This window comes from Vreelandella salicampi, assembly GCF_013415105.1.
Classification (GTDB): domain Bacteria; phylum Pseudomonadota; class Gammaproteobacteria; order Pseudomonadales; family Halomonadaceae; genus Vreelandella; species Vreelandella salicampi.
On record NZ_JACCDF010000008.1, the window covers coordinates 107,803 to 127,054 of the forward strand.

Consider the following 19,252-nt stretch of genomic DNA (forward strand, 5'->3'; position numbering starts at 1 on the left):
TTAACAGCTTACTTTAACAGCTAATCCGCCGACGTCCCTGTGCTGGGATGTCGCAGGTGAGGAGATGCGATGCAAGGGGTTGCAGGTCAAAGCATAACCGGTGCGTTAGGGCCGCTTTTTTTGCTGATTCTATTTGGCGCGGTGCTGGGGTATCGCCGCTGGCCTAGTGCTGAGTTTTGGGCGCAAATGGAGCGGGTGATTTATTTTGTTTTGTTTCCGGCGATGTTGGTGGCGACGCTGGCGACGGCAGATGTGTCCGAGGTGCCCGTTGCCCGCTTGGCGGTAGTGCTTCTGGGGGCGATAAGCGTTTTTGCGCTGCTGCTTTGGCGCGTGCGTGGCTGGCTGGGGTTGGACTCCGCGGCGTTTACCTCCGTTTTTCAAGGTGCCATTCGCTTTAACACCTACGTCGGTGTGGCGGGAGCAGCGGCGCTGCATGGCAGTGCCGGGGCGACCACGGCGGCAGTGGCGGTGGCGCTGATGGTGCCGGTGGTTAATGTCATGTGCGTGGCAAGCTTTGTCGCTGCGGGTACGCTGGGGCGGGGGAGCCTGGGGAAAAGTATCGCGGCGCTGGTGAAAAACCCGCTGATTCTTGGCTGCCTGGTGGGCATTGGTTTGAACCTTTCGGGCATTGGTTTACCCGGCTGGAGCGAAGATAGCGTCTCGCTTATGGGGCGTGCTGCACTGCCGCTGGGGCTTGTCGCGGTGGGCGTGGCGCTGCGCCCCGCCGCGCTTTTGCGCTTTGATCGTGGCGTGCTGGCTACCAATAGCGTGAAGCTTGCGCTGCTTCCCGCACTGGTATTGGCCCTGGCCTGGCTTCTGGGCTTGGATAACGTGACACGTGACGTCGCCCTGCTGTTTGCCGCTCTCCCTACGGCCACCTCGGCGTATATTTTGTCGCGCCAGCTTGGTGGTGATGCTGAGCTGATGGCGGCCATTATCACCGGTCAGACGCTTATCGCCATGCTGACGCTACCGCTTTGGCTGCAACTCATTGGGTAGAAGAAAGTAAATAAAAAATATTCGCATTAGTGTTGACGAGCTAAATGAGAATGATTATATTGTGATTGTGGCGTTGGATGAGGCGCCACAGCCAAGGCAGAATTTGGTGAAGAAAGTACCCGCCAGTTTCCTGCCATGGTTTCTCCCTCTCATTGCTAGTCACGGTCTTTTTGCCGCCCCACTCGGGCGGCTTTCTTTTTTCTGCCGCCGTATAATCGATGGCGCTAATTGCACTTTCCCCGTCTGCCTTGCATGCTGTGAGAGTTCCCTATTGCGCAAGGAGACCACCATGCCGCCTTCTCTCACGCTTTATCTCAATACGTCATCGCCCTACGCGCGCGTTGTGCACGTATGTTTGCATGAAACCCGCTTAATTGAGCAGACCGAGCTATGCTGGTGCGACCCTTGGGCTACCGACAGCGCGCTTGTGGATATTACCCCACTCAGCCGTATACCGGCGCTTGTGACAGAAGACGGGCAGGTGCTGACAGAGTCGCTTTTAATTGCCCACTACGTGGACAGTCTCAGCGAAAACGTGCCATTGGTGCCGGAAAAACAGCGTGAGGCGGTGCTCTCGCTTGCGGGGTTTGGCCAGGGGTTAATGGAGGCGGCTTTTCAGACCGTCATCGCACGCAAGCACCAAGGCAGTGAAGCCGATACCAGTGTGCTGGGTATGCGCCGCGTGAGTGCTATCGAGCGCACCCTCGCCACGCTGAACGCCCACCCCGGCATTGAGGCGCCGCAAACCGAGCGCACCTTGGGCGCGATTGTGGTGGCGGTGGCCCTGGCGTACCTGAGCTTTCGTCTGCCGGCGTTTGATTGGGAGAACCGTTTCCCTGCATTACAGGCGTGGTACGCCGAGGTGACCGATAGCGAGAGTTTTGCGCTTACGGCGTTTGAATAGGCCGTTTTACTCAGGCTTCTTATTCAGATTCAGGCTCAGGCTTCCCGGCGGTAAATCAAATCCCACACGCCGTGACCGAGTTTTTCACCGCGCGCTTCAAATTTGGTCAGCGGGCGAAACTCGGGCCGTGGGACAAAAGGCGCGGTATTGGCCGTCGCCGTATTGGTATAGCCTGGGGCGGCTTCCATCACCTCCGCCATCCACTCGGCATAGGCTTCCCAGTCGGTGGCCATATGGAAGGTGCCGCCCGGTTTTAAACGCGTACGGATCAGCTCAACAAAGGCGGGCTGCACGATGCGTCGTTTGTGGTGTTTTTTCTTTGGCCACGGGTCGGGGAAGAACAGCTGCAGCGTATCCAGGCTGCCTTCCGGGATGCACTGCTCCAGCACGGCGAGCGCGTCTTCGCGGTAAACGCGCAGATTCGTTAGCCCGCGCTTGTCGGCTTCATCTAGTAGTTTACCCACGCCGGGGGCGTGTACCTCGATGCCGATAAAGTCGGTGTCGGGGTGCGTCTGGGCTTGCTCAATCAGCGATTGGCCCATGCCAAAGCCGATCTCTAACACCCGTGGCGCTTGGCGGCCAAAAAGCGCGTCAAGCGCTTGTCGACCCTCGGCAAGGGTTAGCCCCAAGCGCGGCCATACGTCTTCCAGGCCACGGGTTTGCGCCTGGGTCATACGCCCAGCGCGAATCACATAGCTTTTGATGCCGCGACGGTGCAGCGGCGCCTCGGCGTTTTCGGGGCCGGTAGTTGGCTCAGTCGAGTCGGTCATGGAGTCTCTGTGATGGTATCTCTGTGTCAGCCGTTGATACGGCCAGCAAAAGGGGTAGAAGGGTCTGCGCTTTGGCGCCGCGGCATACGCCCGGCCAAAAACGCATCGCGCCCGGCTTCAACAGCACGTTTCATGGCACGCGCCATGCGCAAAGGCTCGCGGGCGTGGGCAATGGCGCTATTGAGCAGCACGCCGTCGCAGCCTAACTCCATCGCCATGGCAGCGTCCGACGCGGTGCCGATGCCGGCATCCACTAACACGGGTACTTGGCTTTGCTCAACAATCAAGCGCACGTTGTACGGGTTTTGGATGCCGTGACCGGAGCCGATCAGCGAGCCCAGCGGCATGATGGCGCAGCAGCCCATGGCTTCGAGTTCGCGTGCCACAATAGGGTCGTCGCTGGTATACACCATGACGTCAAAACCATCGGCGAGTAGCGTTTCTGCAGCTTTGAGCGTCTCGACCACGTTGGGGTAAAGCGTGTGATCATCGCCGAGCACTTCCAGCTTGACCAGGTTATGGCCATCAAGCAGCTCCCGCGCCAAGCGGCAGGTGCGCACGGCGTCTTTGGCGGTATAGCAGCCGGCGGTGTTGGGCAAGAGCGTATAGCGCGCAGGCGACACGGTATCCAGCAGGTTGGGTGCGTCCGCATCCTGGCCGAGGTTGGTACGGCGTACGGCAAAAGTGACAATCTCGGCGCCGCTTTCGGCAATCGCCGCACCGGTTTCGTCGACGTCTTTATATTTGCCGGTGCCAACGAGCAGGCGAGAGTTGAACTCGCGGCCGGCAATTGTCAGCGGCGTGTCGATGAGCTGTGTCATGGTGAACTCCTTAAAAGTGAACGCTGCAAAAACGCTAGCCGCCGCCAATGGCGTGGACGATTTCGATCTCATCGCCCTCGGCTAAGTGTGTCTCGGCGAGCTGGCTTTTGGGCACAATCGCTTCGTTAATTTCGACAGCGATGCGGCGGTCGCTAAGCCCCAACTGCTCAACCAAGTCAGCGGCTGAGGCAGGGGTGTCGACGGTACTTTCAAGTGTGTACGGCTCGCCATTGAGGCGAATCTGAATAGTGGACATGGCGTTGGGCACGAGTTGGCGGGTGCATGTATCCGTTAATATGGGCGCTATTGTAGCGGTTTCAACGCGGTCAAACAGCTATAAAACACCACACAAAGGCAGATGAGGAGATAATCGGTGCAGCAAGTGAATAAGTGGGCTTGGGTCGGCGTGGCGCTCTCCGGGGCGATAACGGTGGCGCTAGGCGCTTACGCCGCCCATGGGCTGAGTGCTCGCGTCAGTACTAATCTGGTCAGCGCGGTGGAAACCGGTGTGCGCTATCAAGCGTGGCATACGCTTGCCATTATGGTGCTTTTGGTGTGGCAAAGCGTGCGTCCGCTCGCCGGGCAGCGTTGGGTGATAGCTCTATGGGCGCTCGGCGTTGCGTGTTTTTCTGGCTCGCTTTACCTAATGGCGTTGGTCGGGCTGAATTTGGGAATTATCACTCCCTTCGGCGGATTGCTACTGATCGCGGGTTGGTTGACGCTTGCAGGTACGGCCTTGTTAAGTGACCGCTAGCTGGCGGCTTTATTCACGACAGCAGCATACGCAACGGCATCCATAGCCCCATGGCAATCATTATTAGGTTTTCAGTGAGCGAGACAAAGCCTAGAGGCACGTTGCTGTTGCCGCCTACACAGGCGCATTTGAGCTCGCGCTTATCAATATATACAGCTTTAAAGACGGAAACGGCCCCCACGGTACCGACAAATAGTGCCAAAGGGGCGGCGATCCAGATAAGAGCGCCTGCCACCATGAGAACGCCAGCCAGCGTCTCGGCATAGGGGTAAACGTAGCTATAGGGGACGTAGCGCTGGGCGAGCAGGTCGTAGTTGAGAAACATATTGCTGAAGCTTTCGACATCTTGCAGCTTCTGCAGGCCTAACAGCGCCATGGCCGTGGCGATGGCGTACTCTGGCATACGGATGGATAATAGCGTGCCTTGAGCCGCCCAGCTGATGGCCAAACCGATGAACAGCGCCGTGGCAAAAATCGCGATAACCGGGCGATAGGTGGTGGCATCGGCATCCGGAACACCCATCCCCAAATACTCGCGGAGCGCTTCGTAGCCGCCGACATGCTCATCGCCGACGTAAACTTGCGGGGTGGTATCGACGTTTTCCCGCTCTTTAAACGCCTCGATTTCTTCCCGCGAGGTCAAGGGGTTGTCCTTTACTTCAAAGCCTTTGCGCTTGAGTAGATCGACGGTCTTCATACCAAAAGGGCAAAGATGATCGGGCGTTTTCATCCGGTAAACATGCGCAATAGGGCGATTGCTGGATTCCATTTTCAGCCTCCTTGAGGGGTATTCCTTGCGATTACGACTCCTTTTTCAGCTTAGTCGCTGGTGCCGCCCTTAGGTCAAGTTTTCGCGATGGCCGCCCGGAGGCTAAGCCTTATCCGGCAGAACGTAGCTTGCCGTGACGTGGATCACCGGCTTGGACTCATCGGCGGCGGAGACAATCAGCACTTCGCCTACTGCGAGGCGGCGGCCGAGTTTGATGAGTTTGGCGTGGGCGATGATGTCGTGTTCACCCGAGGCGGCGCGCAGAAAGTGGCAGTTCAAGTCGCTGGTCACGGCCATCGGCTCGGGGCCGATTTGCGCCAGAATCGCGACATAAAGCGCGACATCGGCGAAGCCCATCATCGTCGGGCCGGAAACCCGGGGGCCGGGGCGCAAATGCTCATGGCCGATGTTGAGCCGCATGGTGGCGCACATTTCACCCACGCTTTCGATTTTGCCCATGTGCTGGGGGAAGACGTCATCGAGAAAGTGCTCGATTTGTTCAACGGTCATGACGGTCATTGTTATTTTCCTTTCATTGTTCTTTGTTTCTTACTGGAACGTAAACGTTAACTTTGCCCTAAGCTAAACAAAAGCCCCTTAAGGTGCGAGGCCTTAAGGGGCTGATAGCGACTATGGTCTAGTGCGCTCTGTCGGGCCTAGCGATTACTTCGCTTTGTGGACCTGGCGCCATTCGTGCAGCAGCGGCTCTGTGTAGCCGGATGGCTGTACGCGGCCTTTGAAGATCAAATCCGAGGCGGCTTTAAACGCCGTGGAGTCGTCAAAGTTAGCGCTCATGGCAGTGTACGTCGGGTCACCGGCGTTTTGCTCATCGACGACTTTGGCCATACGCTTCAAGGTCTCTTCGACGCGCGGTGCATCCACGATGCCGTGATGCAGCCAGTTGGCAATATGTTGGCTTGAGATACGCAGTGTGGCGCGGTCTTCCATCAGGGCGACGTTGTGGATATCTGGCACCTTAGAGCAGCCCACACCGTGCTCAACCCAGCGCACAACATAGCCAAGAATACCCTGGCAGTTGTTATCCAGCTCTTGCTGAATCTCGTCATCCGACCAGTTGGTGTTTTCCGCTACCGGTACGGTGAGCAGGTCATCCAGGTAGTCCGGCTCGCCCAGGCCTTCGAGCTCGCGCTGAACGTCGGTGACGTTCACCTGATGGTAGTGCAGCGCGTGCAGGGCCGCCGCGGTGGGCGACGGCACCCACGCGGTGTTGGCACCGGCTTTCGGGTGGCCGATTTTCTGCTCCAGCATGTTGTGCATCAAATCGGGCATCGCCCACATCCCTTTGCCGATCTGGGCGCGGCCACGTAGACCACAGGCGAGGCCAACCTGGACGTTGTTCTTCTCATAAGACTGAATCCACGCGGCGCTTTTCATATCGCCCTTGCGCACCATCGGGCCGGCTTCCATCGCGGTGTGCATCTCGTCGCCGGTGCGATCGAGGAAGCCGGTGTTGATGAACACCACGCGCGAGGTGGCCTCGGCGATACACGCCTTGAGGTTGACGGTGGTGCGGCGCTCTTCGTCCATGATGCCCATTTTCAGGGTGTCGCGGCTCATGCCGAGGATATCTTCCACACGACCAAAGATCTCGTTGGAGAAGGCGACTTCTTTGGGGCCGTGCATCTTGGGTTTGACGATGTACACCGAGCCTGTACGCGAGTTGCGCGGTTGGTCGGCATCTTTCTTAAGATCGTGCAAGGCAATCAGCGAGGTCATGACCGCATCGAGCAGGCCTTCCGGCAGTTCGTTGCCGTTTTCATCCAAAATCGCTGGCGTGGTCATCAAATGGCCGACGTTACGCACGAACATCAGCGAACGGCCAGGCAAGGTAACGCTGCTGCCATCGGTGGTTTGCCAGGTGCGGTCGGCGTTGAGCTGACGCTTGAAGGTCTTATCGCCTTTCTCGATATTCTCTTCCAGGTCGCCCTTCATCAGGCCGAGCCAGTTGGTGTAAACGCCAACTTTGTCTTCTGAATCCACCGCGGCGACGGAGTCTTCGCAGTCCATGATGGTTGTCAGTGCCGCTTCGACGACGACGTCTTTCACATGCGCCGGGTCGGTTTTGCCGATTGAGTGTTCCGCGTCGACCTGAATTTCAACATGCAGGCCGTTGTTGGCCAGTAGGATCGTGTCGGGCTTGGACACTTCGCCGGTAAAGCCAATCAGCTTACCCGGGTCTTTCAGACCGGTTTCGCGGCCGCCTTCCAGCGTTACGATCAAGTGCTCGTCGCGGATGGCATACTTCACCGAGTCACGGTGCGAGCCGGTGGCCAGCGGTGCGGCGCGGTCGAGCACGCCACGGGCGTAGGCGATGACTTTTTCGCCGCGCTTGGGGTTAAAGCTTGTCCCCTTCTCGGCGCCGTCTTCTTCGGAGATGGCATCGGTGCCGTAGAGCGCGTCGTACAGACTGCCCCAGCGCGAATTGGCGGCGTTCAGGGCGTAGCGGGCATTGCTCACCGGTACAACCAGCTGCGGGCCAGCTTGCACGGCGATTTCCCGGTCAACATTGGCCGTGGTGGCCTTAACGTTGGCGGGGGCGTCCGTGAGATAACCTATCTCTTTCAAAAAACCGCGGTAGGTCGGCATGTCTTTCACCGGGCCGGGGTTTTCGCGATGCCAGGTGTCGAGCTTTTCTTGTAGCGCGTCGCGTTCTTCAAGTAGCTGCTGATTTTTGGGGGTCAAATCGTGAAACAAGGCATCCACGCCAGCCCAGAAAGCGTCTTGGTCGACGCCGGTACCCGGCAATGCTTGTTCGTTGATGAAACGGTCTAGATCGGTTGCCACCTGTAAACGGTGGCGCGTGATACGCTCGCTCATAGGGAGTTCTCCTGTTTAGGGCATTAAGCTTGCTCGTTAGGGCCTACTTAATGCGGTAGAATGATTTATGGAAAATACTTCCACATCTGTGATGGCATGTAAACAGCGTAGACCGTAAAGCGCGACGATGCTCGACCAAAAGATAGGGCTTGACCCAAAGATCGGTCAGGCAGCGTTGCCAAACGAAGCCGTGGGAGTAGCGAAAGCGTGAACATGCACGATTTTCATCACCTGGAAGCGCTATTTCGCCGCGCACCAGGAGAGGCGACGTTATCTCGGTTGCAGCCGGGCGGCGCTTTGGCACAAGCGCTGGAAGGTTACTTTTGCCATTACGGGCTGAGTGCGCTACTCAGCGATACCCGCGAAGTGCACGCCGGCTTTCTGGATACCGGGCGCTTTTCGCTCTGGTGCCAGGTGTGGAGCCCGCCCGAGCCAGTGGGCACGGCGTTTGTGGTACACGGCTACTTTGATCATCTGGGGCTTTACCGTCATCTGCTGGAACGCTTGTTAGCGCAAGGTTGGCGTGTGGTGCTGTGGGATCTGCCGGGCCATGGACTTTCGAGCGGCGCTCGCGCCTCAATCGACGATTTTGCTGACTACCAACACTGCTTAACGGCGCTGCAGGCCCGCTTGCGCGAGGAAAACCTAGCGCCAACGCCGTGGTTAGGGGTGGGGCAGAGTACGGGAGCGGCCATTTTAGCGACCCATGCGTTAAGCCAAGGGGAGCCTTCTCCGTGGGCGGGGCTGGTGCTATTGGCGCCGCTGGTGCGGCCTTGGGGCTGGCATCAATCGAGTTGGCTGCATTTGATCGCGAGCCCGTTTGTTAAAGAAATCCCACGTAAGCACCGGGCTAACTCTAACGATGAGGCGTTTACTGTCTTTTTACGCGATCACGACCCGCTTCAACCCGACAAGCTCAGTGTGGCGTGGATAAGCGCGATGCGCCGTTGGATGCCGCAGCTTTTGGCGCGAGAACCGGTCTCCGTACCGACGCTTATCCTGCAGGGCGAACAGGATCTCACCGTCGATTGGGCGTGGAACTTGCAGATTCTGGCAAAGAAATTTCCTCAAGCAGAAATTCACCGTCATCCTGCGGCGCGCCACCACTTGGTCAATGAGACTGAACTTATCCGCGGGGAGTTATTTGTCGCCATTGACGTCTTTGTCGACAGGCTATCGCGACCATAGTTTGTACAACCGCTGTCGGTGACGGAAGATACCGTGATGTTCTCACCATGATGATGGATGACAAGGAGACAAAAATGGCACAACCGAAAGTGATGGTATTTGCTGGAAGCGCTCGGGTCGGTTCGCTCAACAAACGCTTTGCGAAGCTTGCCGCCGAACGCCTGGACGTGTTGGGCGGCGCGGCCACGTTCGTGGATTTGAACGACTACCCCTGCCCGCTATTCGATGAAGAGATCGAAGCGCAAGGCACACCGGAAAATGTGCTTAAACTGCGTGAGCTGCTCGCCGAACACGATGGCGTATTGATCGCCTCACCCGAATACAATGGCTTTATCACGCCCCTTTTGAAAAACACCTTGGATTGGCTCTCGCGCCCGCATGGTGATACCCCCGGCCTGGCGCTCTTTGCGGGCAAGCCCGCGGGGCTGATTGCCGCCTCGCCTGGGGGCTTAGGCGGTATTCGCGCGCTGCCGGTTGTGCAGCACTTGCTGCACAACCTCAACCTAGTGGTGATTCCGCCCGCGATGTCGCTCCCCGGCGCCGCCGACGCATTTGACGACAATGGCGCCCTGAAAGACGAGGCTAAAGCCCAACAGCTCGACGCCCTTTGTCTACGTCTTATTAAAGCGATGCGCTAACGTCGTTTTAGACTCCGCTTAACCACCCTTCAATAGCCTATCCAGTTGGCGGTAGCCGATGGCTTCGATCAAGTGCGGCTGGGTAGGTTTGGGTTCCCCTTGCAAGTCGGCAAGCGTCAGCGCGACGCGCAGTACGCGGTGGTAGGCGCGGGCGGAGAGTTTGAGTTTTTCGAGAACCCCGGCGAGCCAGGCGCGCTCGTTATCGTCTAGTGCGCAGGCGGCCTCCAACGCTTTGCCGCTGAGCTCGCTGTTGAGCGCGCCACGGGCCATTTGGCGCTCCCGGGCGGCCATTACCCGCTCGCGCACCGCGCTAGAGGGTTCGCCTTCGGTTTGTGCCGTCAGCTGCTCTGGCGGCAGCGCCGGAACTTCCACTTGCAGGTCGATGCGATCAAGCAGTGGGCCGGAAAGCCGCGCCTGATAGCGCTGAATCTGGCTAGCGGTACACTGGCAGCGTTGGCGCGGGTCGCCCAAGTGCCCGCAGGGGCACGGGTTCATGGCGGCAACCAATTGAAATTGGGCGGGAAAACGCCGTTCGTGACTGGCGCGAGCCAAATGAATTTCCCCCGTTTCCAGTGGCTGGCGCAAAACCTCTAACACGTGGCGGGAAAATTCCGGTAGCTCATCAAGAAACAGCACGCCCTTGTGCGCGAGCGAAATTTCGCCGGGTTTGGGCTTTGAGCCGCCGCCGACCAGCGCGGCGGCGCTGGCACTGTGATGGGGTTGGCGAAACGGACGCTGCCCCCAGTGCTCGTCAAGCGATAGCCCACACACTGAACGCACGGCGGCCACTGCGAGGGCGTCTTCTTCAGAAAGCGGCGGCAGAATGCCGGGCAGGCGGCTCGCCAACATGGTTTTGCCGGTGCCAGGCGGGCCAGCGAAAAGCAGATTGTGACCTCCCGCAGCGGCGACTTCCAGCGCGCGGCGCGCCTGCTGCTGGCCGCGGACTTCTGAGAGGTCGGCCATGGGCGCTTTGGCGGTGGGCGGTACACTCAGCCGGTGTGGGGGAATGCGCTCCTGGTCAAGCAGGTGAGACACCACTTCCCACAGCGAATCGGCGGGCAGCACCGGCAGCGATTCACCCGCGAGCGCGGCTTCATCGGCGCAGGGGCGGGGTACAATCAGCGTACGCCCAGCGGCTTTGGTGGCAAGTGCGAAAGGCAGTACGCCGGGTACGGCGCGCAGTTTGCCATCCAGCGCTAACTCGCCCGCGCACTCCATGCCTTCCAAGGCTTCGACGGGGACCTGGCCCGAGGCGGCCAGAATACCCAGCGCAATGGGCAAATCGAAACGTCCGCCCTCCTTGGGTAAATCTGCAGGCGCTAGGTTTAAGGTGATGCGCCGGGTGTTGGGGAAATCAAAGCCCGCATTAACGAGTGCACTGCGTACCCGCTCGCGGCTCTCTTTAACGGCGGCTTCGGGCAAGCCGACGAGCGTGAGCCCCGGGAGTCCATTGGCGAGGTGGACTTCCACCTGCACCGGCGGTGCTTCCAGGCCTAGCCCCGCCCGGGTGGCCACAATGGCTAATGTCATGATGTGCGCTCCTTCGCATTAACAACTTACCGATGCAGCCAACTTAGCCTATTTCGCCTTGGCTGGGTAGCAGAGCAAGCGCAGCAGCGTCAAAACGCCCGAGTGATGGCACTTTAGCGCATTAGTCGTCATGTTGTGTCTCTAGCGCGGTTACCAGCGTACGCGCGAAGCGCTGCGCTGAAGGCAGTGCACCAAAACTCCACACTGGTGGTAACGTGATCACCCTCTCCTCGCGCACGCTTGGCAAGTGCTGCCATAAGCCGCTTTTTGCAAGCTGCTCTTCGACCCCGGCAGGCAGCGGCTTGACCACCACCAGTTGGGCATCGGGGTGCGCCGCTAACGCTTCAATCCCCACCAGCGAAAATCCCCAGGCGTTGGTGGATTGATCCCAGGCATTGGGCAGTTCCAGTTGCTCCAGTACGGCGTTATATAAGCTGTTTTCCCCAAACACCCGCACATGGCGGGCGTCCATGAACTGCACCATGAGTAGTGGTGAGGTCTCCGGCCGGGATTCACGTAGGGTGGCTATCAAGGCTTGGGTGTCTTCGATCAGCTGCTCGGCCTGGGGCTGGTGCTCGGTTAACTCGCCTAACTGGCGGGTCAGCGTTTGCATCTCTTGCCAGGTATCGGTGCCGGGGGAGTAGAGCGCGAATGAGGTGACTGGGGCGATTCGCTCCAGGCGCGGCGTCAAACCGGAAAACATAGGGGAAATCAGCGTCTGCTCTGGGGGCGCCTGGGCCAGAAGCTCCAGGTTGGGCTGGGTGCGAAGTCCCATATCGGTGGTGCTTTCGGGTATGCGCGGCTCGCCCACCCATTGGTGGTAGTCACTCTGCTGGGCGACGCTGCTGACAGGCGCGTCAATCGCCAGCAAAGTTTCGGCAATCGTCCAGTCCAGCGTTGCCCACTGCGAGGATGCCAAACTGCTTTGCGGACCAACTAACATCAACAAAAAGTACGTAATGAAAGCCGGTAAAAGGCGTAACGGCATGCGCATCAAACCATCACCGCCGTGTCGGTCATCCGAAAGCCTGCGGCATTGACGTCAAACATGGTGGCTCTCCTGCCCGTTAACGCAGCGATATGTGGACTCGTTGGCAAGACGGATTCTAATCAAATAAAACTATTTATCAAACGCATTTGTGTATGAGGATGGTTAGCGTTGCCATTTTTAATGGCAGTGATTATCATTTAATACCGAGTAATCACCCACAACGATATCAACAGAGGCCTGCGTCTCATGTTTTACTCTTTGTTCACCGTTGTTTCACCGTCCCCGCAATTAGCACCGCATAAACCGCTGGCCATCGCCATTCGATGGGCGCTGTGCGCCTCAGCGGCCGGTAGTTTTGCTCTTGGTGCGTCGCCTGTGCTGGCCCAAGAGGAGAAGGGAGAAAACGACACCATGGTGGTGGTCGGCTCGCGCACGCCCACCCAGATCAACCAGATCCCTGGCACTGTGTGGATGGTTGACGATGCGCAGCTACAAGAGCAGATCGAAAGCGGCGCCGATCTAAAAACTGCGCTGGGCAAGTTAGTGCCGGGACTCGACCTTGCTCCCCAAGGGCGCACTAACTATGGTCAGAACCTGCGCGGGCGCAGCGTACAGGTGCTGATTGATGGTGTTTCGCTTAATAGCTCCCGAGGCTTGTCTCGTCAATTCGATTCTATCGATCCCTTTAACATCGAACGCGTGGAGGTTCTCTCCGGTGCAAGTAGCCTCTATGGCGGCGGAGCCACCGGTGGGATCATCAATATCATTACACGCAAGGGCGATGCAGGTGGTCCCGCTTGGCGCACCGAGGTCGGTCTCACCACGAGCTTCAATGCCAGCGACGATTTCAATAAACGCATCGCTCAATCCGTCAGTGGTGGCAACGAGCGGGTTCAGGGGTACCTCGGTGTAGCGCTGCGAGACAATGGACGTCATTATGACGGCAACGGCGACGAGATTTTTCCAGACATTGCCCAGACTGATCTGCAGGATAATCGCAGCATTGACGTGCTGGGTAACCTAAACGTGAACCTAGCTGCCGACCAGACACTGGAGCTCGGCGCGCAGATTTATCGTTCACGCTTCGAGGGGGATCGCGGGGTCTACTTCCCCAACCTGGATGCCGCTACCCCCAATCTTGATGACGCTAAGATCCGCGATGGATATCAATCGGATCGTGATCCGGCCACTGATCGCCACATGGTCAACCTGCAGTATCATCACGCCGATCTACTGGGCCAGAATTTCTATCTGCAAGCCTTCCATCGCGAAGAGGAAGCCAGCTTCCAGGCGTTCCCTTACCCGGTTAGCGGCGGTTCCGAGTTTCGCGCGTCTAAGCAAAATACCAAGTTGAGCGGATTAAAGGCGCTATTTGATGTTGAGCTGACCGGCAGCGTCTCGCTCACCTATGGTACGGACTATGATCGCGAGCGCTTCGATGCTAACCAGATGATCTTTGACAAGAGCGACTCGGATGCCACCGGCGGGCTCGTTCAAGACGCTGTCAATGTCGTGCCGCGCTATCCTGATTATCGGGTCGATACGCTCGCGGCTTTTGCCCAGGGTGATTGGCAGGCGACAGAGAATCTCGCACTCTCAGCGGGCGTGCGGCGACAGCACACGGATGTTGAGGTGGGCGACTTCAATGCCATTCCCGGCGGTGAGAACGATTATGATGCCACACTGCTAAACGCCAGCGCCTTATATGACTTCGGCAACGGCCATCAGAATTGGCTGCGCTACAGCCAAGGCTTCGAGCTGCCCGACCCGGCCAAGTACTATGGCAAAAGCGCCGAGGTCAGTGTCGCCGAAAACCCGCTATCCGCCATCGAGACGGACCAGATCGAACTCGGCTGGCGTTACCAGGGCGGCGATTGGATGACGCAGGCTGCGCTTTATTATGCTTGGTCCGACAAGGCCGTCGAAAATGCCCAGGACCTGAGCGTCACGGTGGTTGACGACAAAAAGCGTGATTATGGACTCGAGGGTGCTGTAACCCGCTACTTCGACAACGGCTTTGAAGTTGGCGGCACGCTGCATCTGGTGCGTTCCGAACAAAAAGCCAATACGGGCAGCTGGAAGAAGCGCGATGCCCGCTATGCCTCTCTTTCCTCCGCCACGGCCTTTATCGGCTGGACAGACTACGTGCGCTCGGCGCGCCTGCAGGCCAACCACGCCTTTGATCTGGAAGACGCCGCCGACCGTGAAATCGATGGCTATACCACCCTTGATCTCGCGCTGAGCAAGCAGACGGATGTTGGCAAGTTCAGCCTCGGCGTGCAGAACCTGCTTGACGAGAGTTACTCCACGGTTTGGGGACAGCGCGCCACGATGTTTTATTCGCCCTATTATGGTCCAGAATATCTCTATGATTATCAGGGGCGAGGTCGTACCTACAACGTGACTTGGTCGCTGGCGTACTGAGGCGGCCCGTCGCTATCACTTCTAATCCACGATCGTGATCAGTATACCGCCGCCCGAGCCTTGCCGGGGGCGGTGTTTGAAAGGAATAAGAGTTTGTAGGGAATGAAAAACACTTCATTGTTAATCTAAATAGTAATAATTACTATGTGCGAATTGCCTGGATGGTATCGCCCGCTGCAACTCCTTGTCGTCCCTGAACAGAGGCATGTCCTGATGTCCCCCTCCCGTATTATTGTCGGCTTACACCCGCTGACATTCGCTATTCGCTGCGCCTTCGGTATTACTGCCGCTGGTGCCTTTGCCACCCTACCAATTCAGGCTCAAGCCCAAGAAGAGATAGGAGAAAACGACACCATGGTGGTGGTCGGCAGCCTGGCGTATCGCTGGTGAGTTTGACCCGCGGCACCGTTCGCCAACATACCCCGCGCGATCTGCAGGTCTATGGTCGGCGTTATGGTCTGGAGTACCGAGTGCCAGCACTTTCACTTCAGGCCGATGTACCAGTGTTGCGTGGCGTGGTGCAGGAGCGTGTTTTAGGGCCGGGGATGCAACTGGTCGCCTCCGATGTGGAGGTGTTGCATCGCTACGAATCCTGTTCCCGGACGACGTCTCCGCTATCCATCATCGTCCTACTGGAAGGGCATGCCGAGGTTAACTTGGCGCGCGAAACCCTGGCTCTTACACCGGGCATGGCCTTGAGTGTTCGCCTTGATGCTTATCATGGCTTACAGGCTGTCCAGCCGGCAGGTCAGCGCCTGCGCGCCCTTACCCTGGGGCTCGACGAGACGCGCCTGAACCAGCTGGGCGAGAGGGCTTCAAACGAGCATAACTCGCGCATGCGCTCTTGGCACCTGCCGCCTGCTTTGCGCGAAAGCCTGGAACAAGCCCTGGCAGTGCCTCTGGCAAGCCCAGCGCAGGGCTTGCTTCTTGAAGGCCTTGGGTTGCAACTGTTGGCCCATGGTCTCTTTCCTGGGGAGCCCGCCAAGGGCATTTCGTTTTCAGCCCCCGGTGAGCGTCAGCGCCTGGAACGGGTGCGCGATACTCTGCGCCATGACCCAGCCCAGTCTTACTGCCTTGAGGCCTTGGCCGAGCTGGCCGTTATGAGCCCTGCCAGCCTGAGACGTAAGTTCCGCGCAGCCTTTGGCTGCTCGGTGTTTGATTATCTGCGCGAATGCCGGTTGAGCCTAGCCTGCGGCTACCTTCACAAGGGGTACAGCGTACAGCAGGCGGCGCACTTCTCCGGCTATCGTCACGCTAGCAACTTCGCCACCGCCTTTCGGCGTCGCTTTGGTTACTCGCCAAGTTCCCTGTCGCGTATAAGCTGAGCACCGCGCATAGCCGGTTGAGCATCTTGCATACCTTGTTTGGCCTTCAAAAAGTAACAATTCTCATTACACGCGAAACCCTTTTCACTATGCAGGAAACGTCCCTATGCCGATTCCACGCCCTGTGGCGCTGGCGGTATCGCTTGCCGCTTCAAGTACTGTCCTGACGGCCAACGCCCAACAAAATGACGAACTCGACCCGCTTACCGTCACGGCTCAGGCGGCCACGAAGACTGAGACACCGTTCGTCGAGACACCCCAGACGGTATCCGTGATTGAACGCGAGACCTGGGAGACGAGGGGAGCCGAGACCGTCCAGCGTGCCGCCAGCTACACGCCCGGCGTCTACACCAACCAGATCGGCGCCTCCAATCGTTACGATTACCTCGTCCTGCGCGGCTTCACCGATGGCAGCGTCAGCAACACCTATCTGGATGGTCTCAAGGTGATGAGCGATGGCGGCTCTTTCAACTCGCTAGTCATTGATCCCCACTTCCTGGAGAGCATCGAGGTGGTCAAGGGGCCGGCCTCGGTGCTCTACGGGCGTGCCTCACCCGGCGGCCTGGTAGCCCAGACCCGAAAGCGCCCCGAATTCGAGCATAGCGGCGAGTTGCGGCTTGGCGTAGGTAATAACGACCATCGCAGCGTTGCCTTCGATCTCACCGGGCCACTGGATGCCGAGCGTCGCGTCGCCTTCCGCTTGACCGGCCTCGGCCGCGCCGCCGATACCCAGTTCGGCCCCGCGGAGGAGCAGCGCTATGCCTTGGCGCCACAGCTGACCTGGGACATCACTGATGCCACCAGTCTCACCCTGCACGCTTATCTGCACCAGGATCCGGAAGGCGGGTATCACTCGGGATTGCCCTTCGAGGGCACGGGCGAGGATCGCAACGGCCGCCGGATTGCCAACACCTTCTTTGAGGGCGAAGACGATTTCGATAAGTTTGAGCGCGACCAGACCATGCTCGGCTATGAACTGGCGCATCGCTTCAGCGATAACCTGACCGGCCGTCAGTCGTTGCGCTACACGGAATCTGACGTCGAACTCGAGCAGGTCTATGCTTTCGGCTGGGCCAATGCCACCGAGCTGAATCGCTACTACTCCAGCGGCGACGAATCGCTTCAGGCGCTAGCAGTGGACAATCAGCTTGAAGCGAACCTGACCACCGGCTTTGTGGAGCATACATTGCTGGCTGGTCTTGACTACCAGCAGCGGGACAATGACGTCGTCTGGGGCTCGGGTGCGTTTCCTGCCATCGATGCTTTCGACCCGCAATATGGCGCCGACCCCACTGCCATGTATGCGGACAACCGCCGCCAACGCGAGCTCGAACAAACTGGCGTTTATCTCCAGGACCAGCTGGCCCTGGGCAACTGGCGCCTGAACCTGGGTGGTCGCCACGATTGGGTGGATATTGCCAATACCGATCACGACAGCGGGGCTAAGAGCGAGCTGGACGACACCCAGTTCAGTGGTCGCGCAGGCGTGCTCTATTTATTTGACAATGGCCTGTCGCCCTACGTCAGCTACACCACTTCCTTCAGTCCCAATTCTTCCGTCGACCAGAATGGTGATCTGATAGAACCTTCCGAGGGCGAGCAGGTCGAGACCGGGCTGAAATACCAACCGGTTGGTACCCAGGATCGTTACAGCCTGTCGCTCTTCCACATTACCCAAGAGAACCTGGCGACTAAGCGTGCCAGTGAGACCTTCTTCCGTGCCACCGGCGAGATTGAGTCGCAGGGCGTTGAATTGGAAGCGCAACGCCAGCTTACCGACAACGTAAGTCTGCAGGCCGGCTACAGCTATACCGACGTGACCCTCGAGAAGACCAGTGATGCCAACGAGGGCAATACTGACAACTGGGTGCCCCGTCACAAGGCTTCGGTATGGGGTCAGTACCGCTTCCAGGAAGGTGCCCTCGCGGGCTTGGATGCTGGCCTCGGCGTACGTTACTACGCTGACATCTACGTAGACGAGGCCAATACCGAGAAGCTGCCTGACTACACCCTGGTGGATACCACCCTGGGCTATGACCTGAAAAAGGTGGGTCTTGACGGTGTTTCGGCGCGGCTCAATGTTTCCAACCTGCTCGACGAAGACTATGTAGGCGGCTGCAATAATCTGAACTTCTGTTACTTCGGCGCCGAACGCAGCGTCAAAGCGACAGTCAGCTACAACTTCTGAGCCTAATTAGCGCTCTCAAACGGCCCTTCGGGGCCGTTTTGGCATGTTACTTATCTTTAGAACGTTGGTCTTCAGAACGCTGCTCTTCGGCACGGGAGCTTTCTGGGCCGTTTTCTGCGGTGTCGCTTTCGCTGGGCGTTGGTTCGCTCGTGCGCCCTTCTTTGGCATCGATAGCGGCCTCCAGTGCAGCAACTTGGCCTTCCAGCGCTTCGACGCGAGAGCGGGTGCGCTGCAGTACGTCCATCAAGATGTCGAAATCCTCCCGCGAGACAAGCTCCAGGCGATCAAAAGCGCCGCGCACGACTTGATGCACCCCTTTTTGAATATCTTCCGGCGCTTGCGAGGCGTTCTGCAGGCGGTCGCCGATTTGCTGCGCCAGCTGGCCGATACGGTCGTGAGGCATCATGGCTCTCTCCTTTCTCAGTGGTAAGTCACTCCCGTAAGGATACGCAACCCGGGGCTTTCGCGCATGCTCCCGGCGGTGAATCGGGCAAAATTATCGTGTGGAATTCGCTGCATTGTAATGGTGCAGGGCAGTTGGGGCTTTGCGTTTTTTTGGTGCGTTAGAAAAACATGTGACGCGGCATGGTGCTTTTTATGGCATACACAGCCTAAATGATGGTTTTTATATTTTTGTTTTTGAAAGATTTTTTTTTATGTGGCACGCAATACGCATTAGGCAGGGCAAGCACCTGGCGCAGGCAGCCCATGCTGCTTTTGCCAGCACTTGTTAACCACGCAAGGGAGATACGGGATGAAACTCATCACCGCCATCATCAAGCCGTTCAAGCTCGACGACGTGCGCGAAGCGCTGGCCGATAACGGCGTTCAAGGCATTACCGTGACCGAGGTAAAAGGCTTTGGCCGTCAGAAAGGCCATACCGAGCTTTATCGTGGCGCGGAATACGTTGTCGACTTTTTACCCAAAGTCAAAGTAGAGGTCGCTGTCGATGACTCGCGCCTGGAAACAGTACTCGATGCTATCTGCAGCGCGGCGAACAGCGGCAAAATTGGCGACGGTAAAGTGTTCGTTACGCCGCTGGAAGACGTGATCCGCATTCGTACCGGTGAGCGTGGCGGTGACGCCGTATAAAGCTCGCCAACGCCTCTTTT

19 protein-coding genes are annotated in these 19,252 nt (G+C 58.3%); 10 read left to right on the forward strand and 9 right to left on the reverse strand.

Translation table 11 applies throughout. The features are described 5' to 3' along the window. The first annotated feature begins 69 nt into the window (after positions 1-69). A complete protein-coding gene (locus HZS81_RS10395) occupies positions 70-999 on the forward strand; it encodes an AEC family transporter (RefSeq protein ID WP_179930492.1) in 930 nt (309 codons plus the stop codon). A gap of 289 nt (positions 1,000-1,288) precedes the next feature. Further along, the gene (locus HZS81_RS10400) at positions 1,289-1,903 is read left to right on the forward strand and encodes a glutathione S-transferase family protein (protein ID WP_179930493.1); all 615 of its coding nucleotides are present in this window, start codon (positions 1,289-1,291) and stop codon (positions 1,901-1,903) included. A 35-nt stretch (positions 1,904-1,938) separates the two neighbouring features. On the opposite strand, the gene trmB is transcribed toward HZS81_RS10400, so the two are convergent. The 3 genes from trmB to thiS are packed head-to-tail and all read right to left on the reverse strand — an operon-like array spanning position 1,939 to position 3,750. Then, positions 1,939-2,673 carry a tRNA (guanosine(46)-N7)-methyltransferase TrmB gene (gene trmB, locus HZS81_RS10405; RefSeq protein WP_179930494.1) on the reverse strand — a complete coding sequence of 245 codons (735 nt, stop codon included), beginning with the start codon at positions 2,671-2,673 and terminating at the stop codon, positions 1,939-1,941. Between the two features lie 26 nt (positions 2,674-2,699). Beyond that, positions 2,700-3,494, reverse strand: coding sequence for a thiazole synthase (locus HZS81_RS10410; RefSeq protein ID WP_179930495.1), 795 nt, complete (start codon positions 3,492-3,494; stop codon positions 2,700-2,702). A 34-nt stretch (positions 3,495-3,528) separates the two neighbouring features. Further along, the gene (thiS, locus tag HZS81_RS10415; RefSeq protein ID WP_179930496.1) at positions 3,529-3,750 is read right to left on the reverse strand and encodes a sulfur carrier protein ThiS; all 222 of its coding nucleotides are present in this window, start codon (positions 3,748-3,750) and stop codon (positions 3,529-3,531) included. 117 nt (positions 3,751-3,867) lie between these two features. On the opposite strand from thiS, the gene HZS81_RS10420 reads away from it, so the two are divergent. Next, positions 3,868-4,248 (forward strand): DUF423 domain-containing protein, encoded by a 381-nt coding sequence (locus tag HZS81_RS10420; protein ID WP_179930497.1) that lies wholly within the window; start codon positions 3,868-3,870, stop codon positions 4,246-4,248. Positions 4,249-4,261: 13 nt separating this feature from the next. On the opposite strand, the gene HZS81_RS10425 is transcribed toward HZS81_RS10420, so the two are convergent. The 3 genes from HZS81_RS10425 to HZS81_RS10435 form a co-directional block, all read right to left on the reverse strand. Continuing rightward, positions 4,262-5,017 carry a glutaredoxin gene (locus HZS81_RS10425; protein ID WP_206679548.1) on the reverse strand — a complete coding sequence of 252 codons (756 nt, stop codon included), beginning with the start codon at positions 5,015-5,017 and terminating at the stop codon, positions 4,262-4,264. Positions 5,018-5,119: 102 nt separating this feature from the next. Further along, on the reverse strand, positions 5,120-5,536 hold the full coding sequence (locus HZS81_RS10430) for a PaaI family thioesterase (RefSeq protein ID WP_179930498.1): 417 nt from the start codon (positions 5,534-5,536) through the stop codon (positions 5,120-5,122). 144 nt (positions 5,537-5,680) lie between these two features. Next, a complete protein-coding gene (locus tag HZS81_RS10435; protein WP_179930499.1) occupies positions 5,681-7,855 on the reverse strand; it encodes a malate synthase G in 2,175 nt (724 codons plus the stop codon). Between the two features lie 213 nt (positions 7,856-8,068). On the opposite strand from HZS81_RS10435, the gene HZS81_RS10440 reads away from it, so the two are divergent. Together HZS81_RS10440 and HZS81_RS10445 are read left to right on the forward strand one after the other, a co-directional pair. Then, a complete protein-coding gene (locus tag HZS81_RS10440) occupies positions 8,069-9,043 on the forward strand; it encodes an alpha/beta hydrolase (RefSeq protein WP_179930500.1) in 975 nt (324 codons plus the stop codon). Positions 9,044-9,117: 74 nt separating this feature from the next. After that, on the forward strand, positions 9,118-9,681 hold the full coding sequence (locus HZS81_RS10445; protein WP_179930501.1) for an NADPH-dependent FMN reductase: 564 nt from the start codon (positions 9,118-9,120) through the stop codon (positions 9,679-9,681). A gap of 18 nt (positions 9,682-9,699) precedes the next feature. Here HZS81_RS10445 and HZS81_RS10450 read toward each other — a convergent pair whose 3' ends face one another. Together HZS81_RS10450 and HZS81_RS10455 are read right to left on the reverse strand one after the other, a co-directional pair. Then, a complete protein-coding gene (locus tag HZS81_RS10450; protein ID WP_179930502.1) occupies positions 9,700-11,211 on the reverse strand; it encodes a YifB family Mg chelatase-like AAA ATPase in 1,512 nt (503 codons plus the stop codon). A gap of 121 nt (positions 11,212-11,332) precedes the next feature. Next, positions 11,333-12,154, reverse strand: a complete 822-nt coding sequence (locus HZS81_RS10455; RefSeq protein ID WP_241697464.1) for an ABC transporter substrate-binding protein — start codon at positions 12,152-12,154, stop codon at positions 11,333-11,335. Positions 12,155-12,448: 294 nt separating this feature from the next. Here HZS81_RS10455 and HZS81_RS10460 point away from each other — a divergent pair, with 294 nt between their 5' ends. The 4 genes from HZS81_RS10460 to HZS81_RS10475 all read left to right on the forward strand — a co-directional run bounded on the left by HZS81_RS10460 (position 12,449) and on the right by HZS81_RS10475 (position 18,139). Then, positions 12,449-14,626, forward strand: coding sequence for a TonB-dependent receptor (locus HZS81_RS10460; protein ID WP_179930503.1), 2,178 nt, complete (start codon positions 12,449-12,451; stop codon positions 14,624-14,626). Positions 14,627-14,839: 213 nt separating this feature from the next. Further along, on the forward strand, positions 14,840-15,016 hold the full coding sequence (locus HZS81_RS10465) for a hypothetical protein (protein ID WP_179930504.1): 177 nt from the start codon (positions 14,840-14,842) through the stop codon (positions 15,014-15,016). Beyond that, a complete protein-coding gene (locus tag HZS81_RS10470; RefSeq protein ID WP_179930505.1) occupies positions 15,013-15,951 on the forward strand; it encodes a helix-turn-helix domain-containing protein in 939 nt (312 codons plus the stop codon). Before HZS81_RS10465 ends, HZS81_RS10470 begins: the two co-directional genes overlap by 4 nt. 106 nt (positions 15,952-16,057) lie before the next feature. Further along, positions 16,058-18,139, forward strand: a complete 2,082-nt coding sequence (locus HZS81_RS10475) for a TonB-dependent siderophore receptor (protein ID WP_179930506.1) — start codon at positions 16,058-16,060, stop codon at positions 18,137-18,139. A 46-nt stretch (positions 18,140-18,185) separates the two neighbouring features. On the opposite strand, the gene HZS81_RS10480 is transcribed toward HZS81_RS10475, so the two are convergent. Then, positions 18,186-18,545: an accessory factor UbiK family protein gene (locus tag HZS81_RS10480; protein WP_179930507.1), complete on the reverse strand. Its 360-nt coding sequence runs from the start codon at positions 18,543-18,545 to the stop codon at positions 18,186-18,188. A 348-nt stretch (positions 18,546-18,893) separates the two neighbouring features. On the opposite strand from HZS81_RS10480, the gene HZS81_RS10485 reads away from it, so the two are divergent. Then, a complete protein-coding gene (locus tag HZS81_RS10485; protein WP_075880249.1) occupies positions 18,894-19,232 on the forward strand; it encodes a P-II family nitrogen regulator in 339 nt (112 codons plus the stop codon). Positions 19,233-19,252 lie beyond the last annotated feature (20 nt).

Coding starts and splice junctions, on each gene's coding strand:
- HZS81_RS10455 (WP_241697464.1), bottom strand. CDS start 12,154: ATGTTAGTTGGTCCGCAAAGCAGTTTGGCATCCTCGCAGTGGGCAACG.
- HZS81_RS10445 (WP_179930501.1), top strand. CDS start 9,118: ATGGCACAACCGAAAGTGATGGTATTTGCTGGAAGCGCTCGGGTCGGT.
- HZS81_RS10480 (WP_179930507.1), bottom strand. CDS start 18,545: ATGATGCCTCACGACCGTATCGGCCAGCTGGCGCAGCAAATCGGCGAC.
- HZS81_RS10440 (WP_179930500.1), top strand. CDS start 8,069: ATGCACGATTTTCATCACCTGGAAGCGCTATTTCGCCGCGCACCAGGA.
- HZS81_RS10465 (WP_179930504.1), top strand. CDS start 14,840: ATGTCCCCCTCCCGTATTATTGTCGGCTTACACCCGCTGACATTCGCT.
- HZS81_RS10425 (WP_206679548.1), bottom strand. CDS start 5,017: ATGGAATCCAGCAATCGCCCTATTGCGCATGTTTACCGGATGAAAACG.
- HZS81_RS10400 (WP_179930493.1), top strand. CDS start 1,289: ATGCCGCCTTCTCTCACGCTTTATCTCAATACGTCATCGCCCTACGCG.
- HZS81_RS10395 (WP_179930492.1), top strand. CDS start 70: ATGCAAGGGGTTGCAGGTCAAAGCATAACCGGTGCGTTAGGGCCGCTT.
- HZS81_RS10460 (WP_179930503.1), top strand. CDS start 12,449: ATGTTTTACTCTTTGTTCACCGTTGTTTCACCGTCCCCGCAATTAGCA.
- HZS81_RS10410 (WP_179930495.1), bottom strand. CDS start 3,494: ATGACACAGCTCATCGACACGCCGCTGACAATTGCCGGCCGCGAGTTC.
- thiS (WP_179930496.1), bottom strand. CDS start 3,750: ATGTCCACTATTCAGATTCGCCTCAATGGCGAGCCGTACACACTTGAA.
- HZS81_RS10475 (WP_179930506.1), top strand. CDS start 16,058: ATGCCGATTCCACGCCCTGTGGCGCTGGCGGTATCGCTTGCCGCTTCA.
- trmB (WP_179930494.1), bottom strand. CDS start 2,673: ATGACCGACTCGACTGAGCCAACTACCGGCCCCGAAAACGCCGAGGCG.
- HZS81_RS10435 (WP_179930499.1), bottom strand. CDS start 7,855: ATGAGCGAGCGTATCACGCGCCACCGTTTACAGGTGGCAACCGATCTA.
- HZS81_RS10430 (WP_179930498.1), bottom strand. CDS start 5,536: ATGACCGTCATGACCGTTGAACAAATCGAGCACTTTCTCGATGACGTC.
- HZS81_RS10485 (WP_075880249.1), top strand. CDS start 18,894: ATGAAACTCATCACCGCCATCATCAAGCCGTTCAAGCTCGACGACGTG.
- HZS81_RS10450 (WP_179930502.1), bottom strand. CDS start 11,211: ATGACATTAGCCATTGTGGCCACCCGGGCGGGGCTAGGCCTGGAAGCA.